Annotated in this window: 14 protein-coding genes; 7 read left to right on the plus strand and 7 right to left on the minus strand. The window is 61.4% G+C overall.

Features of this window, described 5'->3' with window-relative positions; all coding sequences use genetic code 11:
• Positions 1-40 precede the first annotated feature (40 nt).
• Positions 41-1024, minus strand: a complete 984-nt coding sequence (locus tag RHP72_RS09955) for a hypothetical protein (RefSeq protein WP_311094617.1) — start codon at positions 1022-1024, stop codon at positions 41-43.
• Between the two features lie 76 nt (positions 1025-1100).
• Here RHP72_RS09955 and RHP72_RS09960 point away from each other — a divergent pair, with 76 nt between their 5' ends.
• Positions 1101-1682 carry a GNAT family N-acetyltransferase gene (locus RHP72_RS09960; protein ID WP_073512445.1) on the plus strand — a complete coding sequence of 194 codons (582 nt, stop codon included), beginning with the start codon at positions 1101-1103 and terminating at the stop codon, positions 1680-1682.
• A 13-nt stretch (positions 1683-1695) separates the two neighbouring features.
• On the opposite strand, the gene RHP72_RS09965 is transcribed toward RHP72_RS09960, so the two are convergent.
• Complete coding sequence (locus RHP72_RS09965) at positions 1696-2310, minus strand: NAD(P)H-dependent oxidoreductase (RefSeq protein ID WP_311094618.1); 615 nt, start codon at positions 2308-2310, stop codon at positions 1696-1698.
• Positions 2311-2386: 76 nt separating this feature from the next.
• On the opposite strand from RHP72_RS09965, the gene RHP72_RS09970 reads away from it, so the two are divergent.
• Positions 2387-2962 carry a TetR/AcrR family transcriptional regulator gene (locus tag RHP72_RS09970; RefSeq protein WP_042449699.1) on the plus strand — a complete coding sequence of 192 codons (576 nt, stop codon included), beginning with the start codon at positions 2387-2389 and terminating at the stop codon, positions 2960-2962.
• 2 nt (positions 2963-2964) lie between these two features.
• Here the strand turns inward: RHP72_RS09970 and RHP72_RS09975 are convergent, their stop codons facing one another.
• Positions 2965-3888: a LysR family transcriptional regulator gene (locus RHP72_RS09975; protein ID WP_054782056.1), complete on the minus strand. Its 924-nt coding sequence runs from the start codon at positions 3886-3888 to the stop codon at positions 2965-2967.
• A gap of 81 nt (positions 3889-3969) precedes the next feature.
• On the opposite strand from RHP72_RS09975, the gene RHP72_RS09980 reads away from it, so the two are divergent.
• From RHP72_RS09980 to RHP72_RS09990, 3 genes are all read left to right on the plus strand, one after another.
• Positions 3970-4959, plus strand: coding sequence for a threonine/serine dehydratase (locus RHP72_RS09980; protein WP_075835211.1), 990 nt, complete (start codon positions 3970-3972; stop codon positions 4957-4959).
• Between the two features lie 153 nt (positions 4960-5112).
• A complete protein-coding gene (locus RHP72_RS09985) occupies positions 5113-5934 on the plus strand; it encodes a hypothetical protein (RefSeq protein ID WP_311094620.1) in 822 nt (273 codons plus the stop codon).
• Between the two features lie 201 nt (positions 5935-6135).
• Positions 6136-6738, plus strand: coding sequence for an amidohydrolase family protein (locus RHP72_RS09990; protein WP_311094621.1), 603 nt, complete (start codon positions 6136-6138; stop codon positions 6736-6738).
• Positions 6739-6831: 93 nt separating this feature from the next.
• Here the strand turns inward: RHP72_RS09990 and RHP72_RS09995 are convergent, their stop codons facing one another.
• From RHP72_RS09995 to RHP72_RS10010, 4 genes are all read right to left on the minus strand, one after another.
• Complete coding sequence (locus tag RHP72_RS09995) at positions 6832-7974, minus strand: MFS transporter (RefSeq protein ID WP_230691667.1); 1143 nt, start codon at positions 7972-7974, stop codon at positions 6832-6834.
• A 295-nt stretch (positions 7975-8269) separates the two neighbouring features.
• Complete coding sequence (locus tag RHP72_RS10000; RefSeq protein WP_250887573.1) at positions 8270-9466, minus strand: serine hydrolase; 1197 nt, start codon at positions 9464-9466, stop codon at positions 8270-8272.
• A 100-nt stretch (positions 9467-9566) separates the two neighbouring features.
• Complete coding sequence (locus RHP72_RS10005) at positions 9567-10751, minus strand: serine hydrolase domain-containing protein (protein WP_311094623.1); 1185 nt, start codon at positions 10749-10751, stop codon at positions 9567-9569.
• 228 nt (positions 10752-10979) lie between these two features.
• Positions 10980-12065 (minus strand): serine hydrolase domain-containing protein, encoded by a 1086-nt coding sequence (locus tag RHP72_RS10010; protein WP_311094625.1) that lies wholly within the window; start codon positions 12063-12065, stop codon positions 10980-10982.
• A gap of 298 nt (positions 12066-12363) precedes the next feature.
• Between RHP72_RS10010 and RHP72_RS10015 the strand changes: the two genes are divergently transcribed.
• Both RHP72_RS10015 and RHP72_RS10020 read left to right on the plus strand, forming a co-directional pair.
• Entirely contained in the window at positions 12364-13536 is a 1173-nt protein-coding gene (locus RHP72_RS10015; RefSeq protein WP_244993285.1) for a sensor histidine kinase, read from the plus strand.
• The gene (locus RHP72_RS10020; protein WP_007727444.1) at positions 13533-14261 is read left to right on the plus strand and encodes a response regulator transcription factor; all 729 of its coding nucleotides are present in this window, start codon (positions 13533-13535) and stop codon (positions 14259-14261) included. Before RHP72_RS10015 ends, RHP72_RS10020 begins: the two co-directional genes overlap by 4 nt.
• Positions 14262-14313 lie beyond the last annotated feature (52 nt).

Here is a 14313-nt window from a genome sequence, read left to right on the forward strand (position 1 = left end):
TTCTACGATCAGTCTCGATGAACTCGGGTGTGGGTCATCGCTACTGCAACAGGAGCGCAATGACTGCGGGCGGTAATTGACGTTGTCCGAGGAGGTTTACGCGTTGGCATCCGTCGAGTTCGACTGCCATCCGCGTGCCGCCCGATCCGTCGGGACGAAGTACGTCGATCGAAGCGATGTGATGGGCGACGAGATCGCATGGGCCTGCAGGTGGCGCGGTGGATGCAACCTCCATCAGATCAGTACTCTGCTGGCGTGACAAGCGGATTCGGGACTCGGGCAGCGGCGGTTCGGTGGAATAGCGGCACACCCGTAGTCTGCCGACGTCGGAAATCGGTGTAGCCAAAGCTGTTTCCGTCAGTGGGCGCGCGTGAATGTCTTCGTGTTCTGCCATGCGACTCATGTCAGCTTCAGTGGTCGTCGCGAACGGTTGTCCGATCGACTCCGCGCAGGTTCCGGCGTCATCGGAGGAGATGCCGTCGACCGGATGCTGCGCGCGGCTGATCTCATGTAGTTGGCTCAGGGCTGCGTGTGGTTTCTCTTGCAGTCCACAGGGCGCGGTCGGCCAGGTAGGGCGTATGGCTGCTCCTGCTTCGTCTACCAGCCACAAACCGGCTGGCGGGACGAGACGGTACGCGCAGTCGGCCCGGACGTTGGCAGGAAATCGACGAGACTGTTCGCGGAATGCATCGTCCACCGCGTGGATGTCCCCCTCGAGGCGTACGGAGTCGATGGTCAACCCACCGTCGGACGTTTCTCCGCGTTCGCATCGAACAACGGCAACGGGGCTGAAATCAGGAGGCGGGTAACCACTTCCCTCGGGGCGAAGTGCGATGCTGCTGTCGCGTGCCTCGGGGGCTACGAGCGCGGCGGTGATATCAGGGGCGAGGCAGTCTGCCCGATCGACCGCCGTCGCGACCGGTGGAGTGAAAGATTCATAGTCTCGAACGCCGGTCCAAACCAACGCAACGGCGACGACACTGACGACGACGATAAAGACCCCAGCTGTGAATCGTCCACTCATACATCGACACTATGTGCTTTTGCGATGGATTGAGGCGAAGTCTCGACCATTGCGGGTGCGACGTAGCATCGCTGCTATGACTGTCGATTTGGTTGCGCCTGACGAGGCCTTGTGGGTGTCCTGGTTGGAGTCGCGTGACGAGTGGGGTGGACCGCAGGCGGATCAGCCCGGTTCGGCGTTGGGAGTTGCGCAACGTCTGGATCTCGACCTTGCGTCACGCGATGGATTCGGGCAGTGGGTTCAGGAGTTGTTGGCGCAGCCCGAGGCGTTGCCGGGGCCCGACATTGTCCCGGCAACCAACTGGTGGATCGTTCGAGACGGCAGGTATCTCGGTGCTATCCAGTTGCGACACAGCTTGAATGAGTTCTTGGCTGATCTTGGTGGTCATATCGGCTACGGGATTCGGCCGTCGGAACGGCGGAAAGGGATAGCGTCGGCTGCTCTGCGGGAAGTGCTCACGTATGCCGGCGACCCGGTGGGGCTCAGTGGCGTCCTGATTACGTGCGACGAGACCAACGCGGGTTCGCGTAGGGCAATCGAAGCGTGCGGGGGACTTCTCGATAGCGTGCGCCCAGCTGATCAGTTGTCGCGCAACCTCGGCCATTCGGGAGACACGCTTCGCTACTGGGCGGCCACGGGCCGGTCAAGCGCCAGTTGACCGTTTTTGACCGTCAACGGGAAGTCGCGGTCGCAGGGTAGGCGACACGGGACGCGATGCTTTCGCTGAGGTCGTGGATTTCTGCGGCGAGGACGTCTCGGCTCTTCGTGTCCGACTCGTGAACGAAGGTTGTCGATCCCAGTGTGGCACCGCAATATTCGATGATTCCGCGTTCGATCTGTGTCTGGAAGGCCTCGTACACGCCGTGTCGGTCGAAACTCTCGGCGTCGTCACCTGCGACTGGAATCAGGTGGACGGTGAGTCGGTCCAGTTTCTTGACGAATTCGCTTCCCGGGGTGAATTCGTACGCCCATCCGCTGACGAAGACTCGATCGATCCAACCTTTGAGTAGTGCGGGCATCGACCACCAGTACATCGGAAACACGAGAATCAGATCGTCTGCACGATCGATTCGGTCCTGCTCGGCTACAACGTCGGCCGGGGGAGTCCCTTTGCCGCGGAACAGGTTCACATCGGCTTCGGCAAATCGGGGATCGAAATTCTCGGCATGTAGGTCCGCGAAGTCGACGTCGCCGCCCAGGTCGCGGATCGCGTCGGCGGTAGAACGGGCGACATGCTGGGTAAGTGACTGGGGATCGGGGTGGGAGACTACGACGAGTGTGGTCATGAGCGTCCTTCGGTAGATGGTGCGCTTATGTACTAAGAGTAGGTTACTATTGGTATATAGCGCAAGGAGGTGTCCGATGGCACGTACGAGACTGTCGCGAGCCGGCAGGTACGAACAACTCGTGGAGGTGTCGTGGGCATTGGTGCGAGAGGAGGGTGCGGACGCGCTGACCCTTGGTCGGTTGGCTGAACGTGCCGGCGTTGCAAAGCCAGTTGTATACAGCCATTTCGCCTCTCGCGCCGCGTTGTTGGCAGCGCTCTTCAAGGAATTCGACGATCGTCAGACGGTGATGCTCGAGGAGTATCTCGATGCCGCGGATGAGTCTCTGAACGGACGCGCGAATGCCATCGCCGACTCCTACGTCGGATGTTCGCTGGCGCAGGGGCGTGAACTGACGGGTGTGCTTGCAGCGCTGGAGGGTTCGCCCGAGCTGGAGCGGGTCAAGCGTGAATCGGAACACGCCTATTCCGAACGATGTCGGGAGGTGCTGACTCCCTTTGGTGCGGGCGGAGGACTTGCGCAACCTTCGATGACCGCAATATTCGGTGCTGCAGAGGCACTCTCGCATGCGGCGGTTGCGGGAGCGCTCTCGCCCGACGATGCTCGAAGCGAACTTGCCGCACTGATAGTCGCGGTGGTCGGCCGGACCTGAGGTCACCGGTTATCTTGGTGCCCATCCAATTCGACGCGCTCACGCATGGATTCGGATATCGCTGTCAGAGTTCTGACGAACGCGTCGATCGCGGGAGCAAGTGGAGGTTTGCCGTAGGTTGCGACGGAGACAGTGCGTCGCTCGCCGGGAATGCGGTGTGCGCGGATACTCGGGTTCTGATGTGCCTGGAGGGCGAGGGCCGGAAGGGTGCTTACCCCGCTTCCGGAGGCGACCAGGGCTTGGACGGCGACGTAGTCGTCGGTCTCGAACTCGATCCGCGGAATGAATCCAGCTCGATTGCAAGCGGTGAGGAGGTGGGCTCGGCAGCTCGGGCAACCGGCAATCCAGGTCTCACCGGCGTAGTCCGTGATCTCGTTGGCGGCATCTGCATTCCGCGTAGATGTGATCAGGTACAACGGATCTTCCAGCAAAGTCGTCTGCGCGACCTGCTTGAGCCCGACTTCAGGGGTGTCCTCGTGCGCGAAGACAACAGCTACGTCGACATCGTTGTTACGAAGCAGTGCAAGTGCTTTGGGTGGTTCTGCATCAACGAGGCTGATGGACACATCGGGGTACTGGGACGTGAACGCTGCCATCGCCTGCGGAATCAAACTCGCCAGGGCTGACGGGAATGCGGCCAGTCGTACCCGCCCGGCCCTCAGTCCTGCGTACGTCTGGACTTCGGCTACCGCTGCGTCGACGTGGCCGAGGATCTCGGTGGCTCGCCGAACCAGCACTGCGCCGGCGTCCGTCAGGCGGAGTCCACGACCCGCTCGCTGGAACAGTGGAACCCCGACTTCTGATTCGAGCTGTCGAAGGTGGTGACTGATGGAGGGCTGCGCGTAACCGAGAGAATCGGCGGCGGCTGTCACCGATCCTTCCTGTGCAACAGCTACCAGGACCCTCAGCCGAATTAGATCGAGCATGCCAAAATCATAGAAGATTTCGATGCTTTGGACGAAAACACGTATTGGATCTATGAATCGGTGTTTGGCAGGGTGAATCACATGGCACCGGCATCTGATCTCACGGCATCAAACCAGCTACATCCACCCGTATGGGCAGACATCGAGCGTGCCAGTCAGGTCGTCCGACGGCATCTACCGGTCACGGCCCTGATATCGCACCCGACCTTGGGTGCGGGCTCGTGCAGCCAATTGTTCGTCAAACACGAGAACGTGCACCCCACGGGTGCGTTCAAGGTTCGCGGCGGACTGAACCTGGTGGCAGGACTGGATGAGGCGACGCGGGCGCGGGGGATTGTCGGCTACTCGACCGGAAACCATGCTCAGTCCTTGGCGTATGCCGCAGCGGGTGCGGGCGTGCGGTGTGTGATCGTCATGCCGGTTGGGGCGAATCCAGTCAAGGCTCACGCTGTCCGCATGCTCGGAGCCGAGCTCATCGAGCACGGTGTGAACTTCGACGAAGCACGTGCTCACGCCGATTTCATCAGCGAACGTGACGGCCTGCGTCTCGTGAGCGCCGCCAATGAGCCGGCAATCCTCGCCGGTGTTGCAACGGCCTACGTCGAACTCCTCGAACAACAACCTGATCTGGACGCGGTGGTGGTCCCAGTCGGTGGCGGCAGCGGTGCGGCGGCGGCGTGTCTCGTCGCCAGTGCGCTTGCACCGCACCTCGAGGTGTTCGCAGTGCAGTCTGAGGCCGCACGAGCCGCACATGACTCGTGGAGTTCCGGCACGTGCGTCGAGCGCCCGAACACCACCCGTGTCGAGGGGCTTGCGACCGGTGCCGGGTTCGCACTGACACAACGTGTTTTGCGTGAACGGCTAGGAGGCTTCCTGCTCGTCACGGATGACGACATCACCCTCGCGCAGCGGGCGTTGCTCTACGACGCTCACACTTTGAGCGAAGGTGCTGGTGCGGCCGCACTTGCTGCGGTCTATTCGCATCCGAACACCTTCGCTGGCAAGCGCGTTGCTGTTGTCTGCACGGGCGCCAATGCCTCCGAGAATGAGATCCGCAGGGTCGTCGGCTGACCGATGGCATGATCGGAACCATGGGCCAGTTTGGTAGGGCGGCACCAATTTTGCATCGCGTATGTGTGTCTGGAACAAGATTTCGCTTCCACGATTCAGCAAAGTGAACAGGGTCGCATCTCGCGACAGCAAGGCCACCGTGGAGGAGACGTGATGCTGCCGACAATCGTCGTTCGGGACGGGACTGTGCTCGATGGTAGAGGGAGCCCGCCCAGGAAAGCGGATGTTGCGATCTCCGGTGACACGATCGTGGAAGTCGGAACGATCGGTGCTGTGCCGGGGGCGATCGACATCGATGCTCGCGGTTGCATGGTGGCTCCCGGTTTTGTGAATGTGCTCAGCCATAGTTACCTCACGCTGCAGCAAGACCCACGAGGATTGTCGGACTTGTATCAGGGGGTCACAACCCAGGTCTTCGGTGAAGGCGTGTCTCTCGGACCGGTCACGGGTTCGATGACTCCGGCGATGCTCGGATTGGGCGCGATTCCAACTGGGGTGCAATCACATTGGCCGAGGTTGCATGATTTTCTCGAATCCTTGGAGACGAACGGCGTCGGTTTCAACGTGGCGAGCTTCGTCGGCGCGGCGAATCTGCGCATGGTGGTTGCGGGTGTGGACAATCGCCTGTTGAGTGAACAAGAGCTGGCCGAAGCGTGTGCCCTGCTCGACGAGGAGCTTGAAAATGGAGCTCTCGGAGTGGGTTCGGCTCTGATCTATCCACCCGGAAGCTATGCGGATTCCGGCGAGTTGCGAGCATTTTCGCAGGTGCTCGCCAGACACGATGCCGTCCATATCTGCCATCTCCGAAGCGAAGGGCAGAGGTTTCTCGAAAGCATCGAGGAACTGGTCGATATCGCTCGAACGACAGGAGCGCGCGGGGAGATCTACCACCTCAAGGTTGCTGGTAAGTCGCACTGGCACAAAATGTCCGAGGCCTTGCAATTGGTTGAGTCGGCTCGCGAGGACGGTGTGTGAATCACCGCGGACGTATATCCGTACGAGGCGGGGAACACGCTGCTCAGTGCCGCGTTGCCACCGGAGTTTCGGTGTCGTGACACGACGGCCGGGCGCACGCACCTGAACTCGACCGGTGTCCGAGAGCAGATCCGCGAGAGGATCCATCGTGAGGACGAGGACTGGGAGAATCTCTACGCTGCGTCCGGAGGCGCCGATGGGGTGACGATCTTGTCCGAGGTACCGGCACTCGGGATCCGAGCGGGGGAAGCTCTGGGATCTATTGCTCGGAGGATGGGGCATCACGACCCGGTAGACACCATACTGGCTGTTCTCGACGCTCTCCCCACAGCCGAGGCTGCCTATTTCATTGCGTCGGAGGACAACACGCGAACTGCCTTCGAGCGTCCCTGGGTTTCGGTTGGTTCCGATGCCGATGCTCAAAGCACGGAGACCCTTTTCGCGGGGCAACCCGTCCACCCCCGTTCATTCGGAACTTTCGCCCGTATTCTGAGCCGCTACACCCGCGGCATTGGCGGGCAATCAGTCGAGGAATGCGTTCGCCGAATGACCAGCCTTCCTGCTGAAAACTTCGGTTTGGCGAAGCGGGGCTACATTGCGCCAGGGGGATACGCCGATCTGGCGATCTTTGACCCCTCGCAGGTAGAGGATCTCGCGACATACGACAACCCAAGAGTGTATGCGACCGGAATGCGGCACGTTGTGGTCAATGGGCAACCGGCACTGTCGGACGGGGTGCCGACGGGGATGCTTGCAGGGCGCGCACTTCGGCGCTCGCGCAACGGGTTCGATGCAGTGAGGTGACGAGCTGGCACCGGGGTCAGCTCCGGATCGGCGAAGCGGCCACTGCCGGGAACGACCCTTCAGCGGCCACTTCGCCGGACCACGTGAGAGCCCTCAGAATTTCGCCGGGGTTTGCGGAACGATCATGGCCACCAAAGCCGCCGCAGCCGTCGCGCCGACCAGGACTCCGAACGCGGCCATGTACGAGAACTGGTCCACCATCCATCCCATCACGAGGGGGGTGATGAAACCGGCGAGCTGTCCACAACCGTTGATCAAACCCATTCCGGAACCGAGGAATTCGGCAGGCAATGCCCGCAACGGGAGGGCGAAGATCGACATCGAGCACAGTCCGCTGACGCCCATCGCGAGGGTTTGATAGAACGTGAACATCGCGACGGTATCGGTGGTAGTCATCAAGAACAGCAGAATGGCGGAGGTGGCCATGCACGGAACGAGCAGAATGCGCGCGCTGTCGTGAAAGTACTTGTCCACCAGACGTCCACCGACGACGATGGCCAATGCCGTGACGATGAACGGGATCGCCGCGAAGATTCCCGTATCGATCAGCGAGAGCCCCTTTTCGTTGAGGAGGTAGCTCGGCACCCAGGTCAACAGCCCATATCCGGCCATGTTGGCCAGGCAGAACAGAAGTGCGAACTTCCAGACCGAAACGGACTTGAATACCGCGGCGCGTGAGTGTTCACTGGCGAGCGGTTGCAGTGCGGCCTCCGGATCTTCCGTGATCTCTGTGTCCAACGGCGCCGGGAGCACCAACCAGACGACTGTGCCGATCACGGCGCCGACTATGGCCACCAGCCAAAATGCGTCCCGCCAACCGACGGCCATGAGAACTGGGGCGATGATCAATGGTGCGATGCCGGGGCCCAGGTTGTTTGCACCGATCATGAAGCCCATGGCCGTGGCGCGAGTTTTCGGACGGGTTCGCTCAGCCAGAGCTTTGAACGACGCTGCTGGGAAGAGACCCTGGCTGAGACCGAACATCGCACGCATGACCATCAGCGAGACGAGTCCCCAGGCGAATCCTGTCAGTGCGGTGAACACCGACCACAGGATCAACGCAACGATCAACAGTGGCCGGGGTCCGAATCGGTCGGCCAGCATGCCGCCGGGGACCTGCCCGAGCATGTAAAAGATGGCGAAGATCGACACGACTCCGCCCAATTGCGTATTACTGAGGGAGAATTCGTCTCCGATCATCGGCAGTGCAAGCCCGATCATCACGCGATCTATCATGTCGATCATCCAGATCGTACTGAGCAGCCCAACAGTCATAGTCGTTGTTCGACGAATTGACTTGTTGTCCAATATGTTTTGTATCGACTTGCCGCCGCTATGCGAGGGTTCCTCAACTGTGGCGCGTTCCGACTTCATCATGCCTCCTGAATTGCGTTGTGCCGCATGGACTGATGAAGTGTGGCAGCGGACACGTAGGCCGCATTGGTCCGTTCGGCCAATAACCGACCGAATGTTTCGTCGGGCGGTACAGCGTCACTCGGGTGAGATTCCGGGTGACGCTGTCACCAGAGCTTTAACTGCACAAAGCTCTGTCCACGGTGTCTACGACGTGTTGCGTGGCGGACGCAGTCGTGGGAAGAGCAGTCACCGCAAGGTTTACGGCGCGCCCGTTGTCGGTGATGCCGCCGCGGGTCTCGTAACCGACTATGTCGCCGCCATGGCCCCAGTAGACCCCGCCGCACGAGAGAGTCCTGCTGGTGAGGCCGAGGCCGTACTCGAGTCCGGTGGGCCCGCCGACGTGGACGGTGGTACGCATCTGGTCGAGTTCGGCTGCGGGGAGCAGTCGTCCGTCGAGTAGCGCGTAGAGGAACTGGTTGAGGTCCGAGGTGGTGGAGATCAGCTGCCCTGCGGCCCATCCCCACGACGGGTCCATCTCTGTGACGTCACTCAGTGGGCTGTCTGGTGCGGTGCGGTGGTATCCCTTGGGATGGGGACCCCGGATGGTCATGTCTCCCGGGGGTGGGAAGTAGGTGTCGCGCAGGCCGATCGGCGCGAAGATACGTCGATTCATCTCCTCGGCGAGGGGGCGGCCGGTAACCTTCTGTACGAGTAGGCCGGCCAGAATGTAGTTGGTGTTGCTGTACCCCCAACTCGTTCCGGGCGGTGCGTCGGCGGGGTGTTGGAACGCGACGTCGAGCAAATCGTGGGGGTCGGCGTAGCGGTATCTGATCTCTTCGTCATTGACGTGTATTCCGTAATCGGGGAGTCCGCTGGTGTGTTGGAGGAGTTGGCGGATGGTGATGTTGTGGCCGTCGATCCCGTCTCCGCGGACGAGTCCGGGTAGGTAGGTCTCGATGGGGGTGTCGAGTTCGATCTTTCCTTCGGCGACCAGTTGCAGGACCACTACTGCGGTGAAGGTTTTGGTGTTGCTGCCGATTCGTATCTGGCCGTTGGGGGGTACCTCTGATCCGGTGGTCAGGTCACCGACTCCTGCGGTGTAGTTGTGGGAGTTGCCGTTTCGGTCTTGGATGCTTGCGAGGGCGGCGGGTAGTCCGTCCTCGCTCACCAGCGCGTCGAGGGAGCGTTGAACCGCGTCGGACTCGGTGGAGGAAGAACCGACGGTATCGGGACTGAGGGCGGATGACGGCGAGCAGGACGCCAGCGTCATGGCACCGAGGGCCGCCGCGGCAACGACCGAAAAGGTCCGGTGCCGTTTGCGGTCCTGCCGGCGATCTGAGGAAGGGAAGCCCTTTCGAATATTGTTACGCATCAGTAGAACTCCTGAGGATTGGTAGGGTTCGGGACATCGTTCGCTCGGGAAGAATTGTTGTTCGATGTTGCGTGCGAAGTCGTGCACGAACATGTTTCCTTCACTTCTCGCACATCGCTGCGTCGACAACTCGCTGTGCTGCTACGAAGGCGTCCTCGCTCATCGGGATGTGATTGAGCGTGAGAGTCACAGCGCGTCCTGTGGTATCGACTCCGCCCGAGGTGCCGAAGCCGGGAATTCCGCCGCCGTGACCCCAGATCTCCTTCCCGCAGGAGCTGTTCACGCGTACTAGTCCGAGTCCGTAGCTGTCCTGCGGGCTCCTGTCGAACGGCACGGTGTGTTTCATCTCGGCGAGCCTGTCATTCGAGACGAGATCGCCGCGTAGCAAAGCCGTGAAGAAAGTGTTGAGGTCGGCGCCCGTTGCGACCATCGCACCTGCGGTGTCGGCCCACGACACGTCGCCATCGGTGACATCGACCTGAATGCCGTCAATCGGGTGATAGCCCTGTGCATGAGAACCGCGGATCTGTGTCTCGCGGGAGGCGGGAAAATAGGTGTCCATCAGTCCGAGCGGATCGATTATGCGGGTGGTGATCTCCTGCGCGGCAGGGCGTCCTGTGACCTTCTCGATGAGCATCCCGAGCAGAATGTAGTTCGTGTTCGAATAGACAGCCTTGTCTTTGGCTGCCGGGCCGGGTGGAAGAGACATTGCGATATCGACCAGTTCAGTGGGGGAGAAGTGCTCCGATGGTTGTGCGCTTGTCCCCACCAGCAGCTGGCCGGGCTTGATGTCTTCCGGCCGTGCTCCGCCGGCGGCGAGGTAGTCCGTCAGTCCACTGGTGTGCTGCAAGAGATCTCGAATGGTGACTCGGTTGCCGTCGTTCCCGTTGCCTACGATCGTTCCGGGCAGGTAATGCTCGATGCTCATATCGAGGTCGAGCAGTCCGTCGTCGACGAGTTGCATGACGACGGTCGAGACGAAGGCCTTTGTGTTGCTGCCGATTCGGACCCGCGCATCATCGGGGATGGGCTCGCCGGTGGCGGTGTTTCCCATTCCTGCACGAATGATGCGAGTGCCCCGCGACGGGTCGGAGATCACGAGTTGTGCGCCGGGGATCCCCTGCTCGATGGCGCCGTCGAGCGCCTGTTGCACGGCAGCGTCGCTTTGCCGAGTGGAATCAGTGGAGTCAGTGGTGTCACCACATCCGCTCACGCCCAATATGAGGGCTGCAGCGGTGACTGCCGGAAGCACGGTGAGCAGGGGGCGACGTCGAAGGGTGGTCATTGGTTGTGGTCTCCTGTTCGTCGAATCTCGTGGTGAGTTCCACATGCAGAGAACAGTATTGACGTGCATACGCGTCCTCCATGGTGCGAAGTGCAGTCTCTCGGTGGTGCGTGCCGGAGCGTACGGGGTGTAACTGGCTGCACCTCGGAGTCCCGCGTCTCGCGGCCGATACTGTCGGTTTGACGAGCTATTTCGGAGTAAGCGCCCTTTGGTGATTGACAGGAGGCCTCAGCGACAAAGGGCGATATCCACCGCGTGTTCGAGTTTTCTCCGGGTGGCGTCGTCGACTACTTGCATGCTGACCGCGATGTTCGCTTCGCGTCCGTCGTCGGTAGCGCCCCCGCGTGTCTCGTATCCAGGGAAACTGCCGCCGTGGCTCCAGGACAGGCCGCCACACGGTAGCGGACGGCTGACCAATCCAAGTCCGTAGCGGGCATCGGGTCCGAAGGTTTCCTCCGCGGGGACGGTTGTGCGCATCTGGTCGAGTTGGGCTGCGGGGAGCAGTCGTCCGTCGAGGAGTGCGTGGAGAAACTGGTTGAGGTCCGAGGTGGTGGAGATCAATTGCCCTGCGGCCCATCCCCACGAGGGGTCTATCTCTGTGATGTCGACGGGAGGCGCGTCCGATGACTCCCGGTAGTAGCCGCGGGGGTGAAGTTCCGAGATCTTCTCGTCGTATGGTTCAGGAAAGTATGTGTGCTGCAGATCGATCGGCGCGAAGATTCGCCGGTTCATCTCCTCGGCGAGGGGTTTTTCAGTGATCTTCTGTACGAGTAGGCCGGCGAGGACGTAGTTGGTGTTGCTGTACTTCCAACTCGTTCCGGGGGCGAAGTCGGCAGGATGTTCGAGCGCGATGTCGAGAAGTTCGCGTGGGTCGTAATATCGGACTTCGTCTTCCAGGTAGTTGCTGTAGTTGGGGAGTCCGCTGGTGTGTTGGAGGAGTTGGCGGATGGTGATGTTGTGGCCGTCGATCCCGTCTCCGCGGACGAGTCCGGGTAGGTAGGTCTCGATGGGGGTGTCGAGTTCGATCTTTCCTTCGGCGACCAGTTGCAGGACCACTACTGCGGTGAAGGTTTTGGTGTTGCTGCCGATCCGTATCTGGCCGTTGTGCGGTACCTCTGATCCGGTGGTCAGGTCATCGACTCCTGCGGTGTAGTTGTGGGAGTTGCCGTTTCGGTCTTGGATGCTTGCGAGGGCGGCGGGTAGTCCGTCCTCGCTCACCAGTGCGTCGAGTGAGTGTTGAACCGCATCGTGCCGCGCAGCGACGGTATCGGCGGACGACGAGCACGCACCGAGGGTGACCACGCTGAGAGTCATTGCGACGGAACAGAGGGCGCGGTGCCGTTTCCGGCTTTGTCTTTGGGGTGAGGGAGGTTGGCCCTGTCGACTGTGGCGGCGCATCAGTAGAACTCCTTGGAGAGATTGATCGGTCTGGACACGATCCTGTCTGCTGGAGGATTGGTCGCGCATCGCTCCGACGCGGGAAAACCATCTCCCTCGATCGGGGGAGGCCATCGCCGAGCGGCCCAGTCATACTTGTCGAATCATGATCACCGGACTACGACCGCTGATGCGGGGCTCTACATACTCAGCTGTACTTTTCGCCTTTTGTGGTGTGTTGGCAAGCCTGCCACTTCTGGTGGTTGCGATGTTGCCTGCTCTCGCGTGGCAATCCGCACCCGAGTTCGTCCGGGTGCTTTCGGTCCTGCTCATATGGGTGACTTTGGTAGGAGCACTCGGCCTGGTGCATCCTGTGCGACGCGCGCTCATCGTTTCTGCCCGCCGACTGCTGCAGGTGTCGCTGCCGAGTCCAGCGCTCGGACACCGTACTCCTAACCTCTCGGACATTGATCGCTGGCGGGCCCCGCTCTGGATTGTCCTGCATGTCATGGTGGGTTGGCTGGCGGCGCTCGCGACCAGCGTCCTTTTCATCATGGGGATTTCGCTCCCGGGGAACTGGCTCGGCGGCACGGCGCGAATCAGTCTGTTCGATACGTCGGTTGACGTGACGGGTGGATGGACCTGGGTCGTGGCGGCCGGCTGCCTCCTGCTTGCGGTAGGAATTTGTGTCCTGGTGGCAACACTGCTGAGATGGCTGGCGCCACGACTGTTGGGGCCGTCCACGGCTGAACGGCTCGCGCTGGCGGAAGAACGTGAACTGCAACTGGCCGAACGTAATCGGGTCGCTCACGAGTTGCACGACTCGATCGGACACACGCTCACCGCCGCCACGATCCAGGCGGCGGTGGCCGGCGAGGTGCTTGCCTCCGATCCTGCCGCAGCGAGGGCCGCCATGCGTAGCATCGAGGAGTCGACACGGGCAGCGCTCGAGGACCTGGACTACGTACTGGGTGTACTTCGCGAGGAGAGGCCTGGGGCTGTACCTTCTCGGACGCTGTCGGACTTGCCTGCGTTAATTGATCGGTTGCGGCATGCGGGGGCGGTTGTGGAGGTGAACCTGTCGGGTGACCTTTCACAGATCCAGGGGACACTCTCTCGCGCGGCGTACCGGATCCTGCAAGAGGGGACGACCAATGCTCTGCGGCACGGGGACAGCGGGCCGATCGAAATCACGGTGGCAGTCGGCTCGGAGAGCGTCGAGCTCAGAGTGGTCAACAGCATCGGGGCAGTGACCGGGGGAAAGGCAGACGTAGTTCGAAGATCAGGGCGCGGCCTGGCAGGTTTGGCCGAGCGCGTGCGACTCTTGAACGGTGAGTTCAAGGCTGGACCGGACGGAGCCCAGGGCTGGCGATTGAGTGTTCAGTTGCCGGTCCGGGTGGCACGATGACCGAAGCCAATTGGAGTGAGGACGCCGCCAAACCTGCAAGCATGCCAGTCACCCTGCTGATTGCGGATGACGACGACGTTACCCGCAGCGGCCTGCGTATGCTGCTCGCAGCTCAGCCCGGGATTGTGGTCGTCGGCGAGGCTTCCGACGGTATCGAAGCAGTGGAGCTTTCGCGGCAACTTCGTCCGGATGTGGTGCTGATGGACGTGCGGATGCCGCTGCGCAACGGAATAGAGGCAACTCGGCACCTCCAGGCCGAGTGCACCGAACCGCCGAAAGTCTTGGTAATCACCACTTTCGAAAACGATGGCTACGTCACGGCCGCACTCAGTGCGGGCGCGAGTGGCTTCGTGCTGAAGCGGCTCCCAGTCCCGCAGATCGCAGCGGCAGTACGTGTGGTGGCGGCGGGCGAAGTGATCCTGTTCCCTGCCGCGCTACGCCGGATGGTTACGCCCCGCCCGTTGGTCTCCGCTGAGGCGTTCCCGAATGCAGCGCTGACAGCAAAGGAGGAAGAGGTATTGCGGTTGATGGCCACCGGGCTGTGCAACTCGGATATTGCTCAGGTTCTGGTTGTGAGCCTGGAGACAGTGAAAACGCATGTCGGGAACGTGCTGGCAAAGCTCGGTGCTCAGAATCGGACGCACGCTGTCGTCATCGCCTACGAGTCTGGTTTGGTGGTCCCGGGGTCAGGCACCGATACGGAACCCTGTGCAACTGGCGGTTGATTGATTTTGTCAGCGTGACCCGGTGAGGATTCGCCGACTGAACCTACAGATC

This window comes from Rhodococcus sp. SG20037 (assembly GCF_031763325.1).
GTDB classification, from domain to species: domain Bacteria; phylum Actinomycetota; class Actinomycetes; order Mycobacteriales; family Mycobacteriaceae; genus Rhodococcus_F; species Rhodococcus_F qingshengii.

What these genes read in the sequence shown, in the direction of transcription:
- RHP72_RS09955 (WP_311094617.1), bottom strand. Translation starts at nt 1,024, where the DNA reads ATGAGTGGACGATTCACAGCTGGGGTCTTTATCGTCGTCGTCAGTGTC.
- RHP72_RS09960 (WP_073512445.1), top strand. Translation starts at nt 1,101, where the DNA reads ATGACTGTCGATTTGGTTGCGCCTGACGAGGCCTTGTGGGTGTCCTGG.
- RHP72_RS09965 (WP_311094618.1), bottom strand. Translation starts at nt 2,310, where the DNA reads ATGACCACACTCGTCGTAGTCTCCCACCCCGATCCCCAGTCACTTACC.
- RHP72_RS09970 (WP_042449699.1), top strand. Translation starts at nt 2,387, where the DNA reads ATGGCACGTACGAGACTGTCGCGAGCCGGCAGGTACGAACAACTCGTG.
- RHP72_RS09975 (WP_054782056.1), bottom strand. Translation starts at nt 3,888, where the DNA reads ATGCTCGATCTAATTCGGCTGAGGGTCCTGGTAGCTGTTGCACAGGAA.
- RHP72_RS09980 (WP_075835211.1), top strand. Translation starts at nt 3,970, where the DNA reads ATGGCACCGGCATCTGATCTCACGGCATCAAACCAGCTACATCCACCC.
- RHP72_RS09985 (WP_311094620.1), top strand. Translation starts at nt 5,113, where the DNA reads ATGCTGCCGACAATCGTCGTTCGGGACGGGACTGTGCTCGATGGTAGA.
- RHP72_RS09995 (WP_230691667.1), bottom strand. Translation starts at nt 7,974, where the DNA reads ATGATAGATCGCGTGATGATCGGGCTTGCACTGCCGATGATCGGAGAC.
- RHP72_RS10000 (WP_250887573.1), bottom strand. Translation starts at nt 9,466, where the DNA reads ATGCGTAACAATATTCGAAAGGGCTTCCCTTCCTCAGATCGCCGGCAG.
- RHP72_RS10005 (WP_311094623.1), bottom strand. Translation starts at nt 10,751, where the DNA reads ATGACCACCCTTCGACGTCGCCCCCTGCTCACCGTGCTTCCGGCAGTC.
- RHP72_RS10010 (WP_311094625.1), bottom strand. Translation starts at nt 12,065, where the DNA reads ATGACTCTCAGCGTGGTCACCCTCGGTGCGTGCTCGTCGTCCGCCGAT.
- RHP72_RS10020 (WP_007727444.1), top strand. Translation starts at nt 13,533, where the DNA reads ATGACCGAAGCCAATTGGAGTGAGGACGCCGCCAAACCTGCAAGCATG.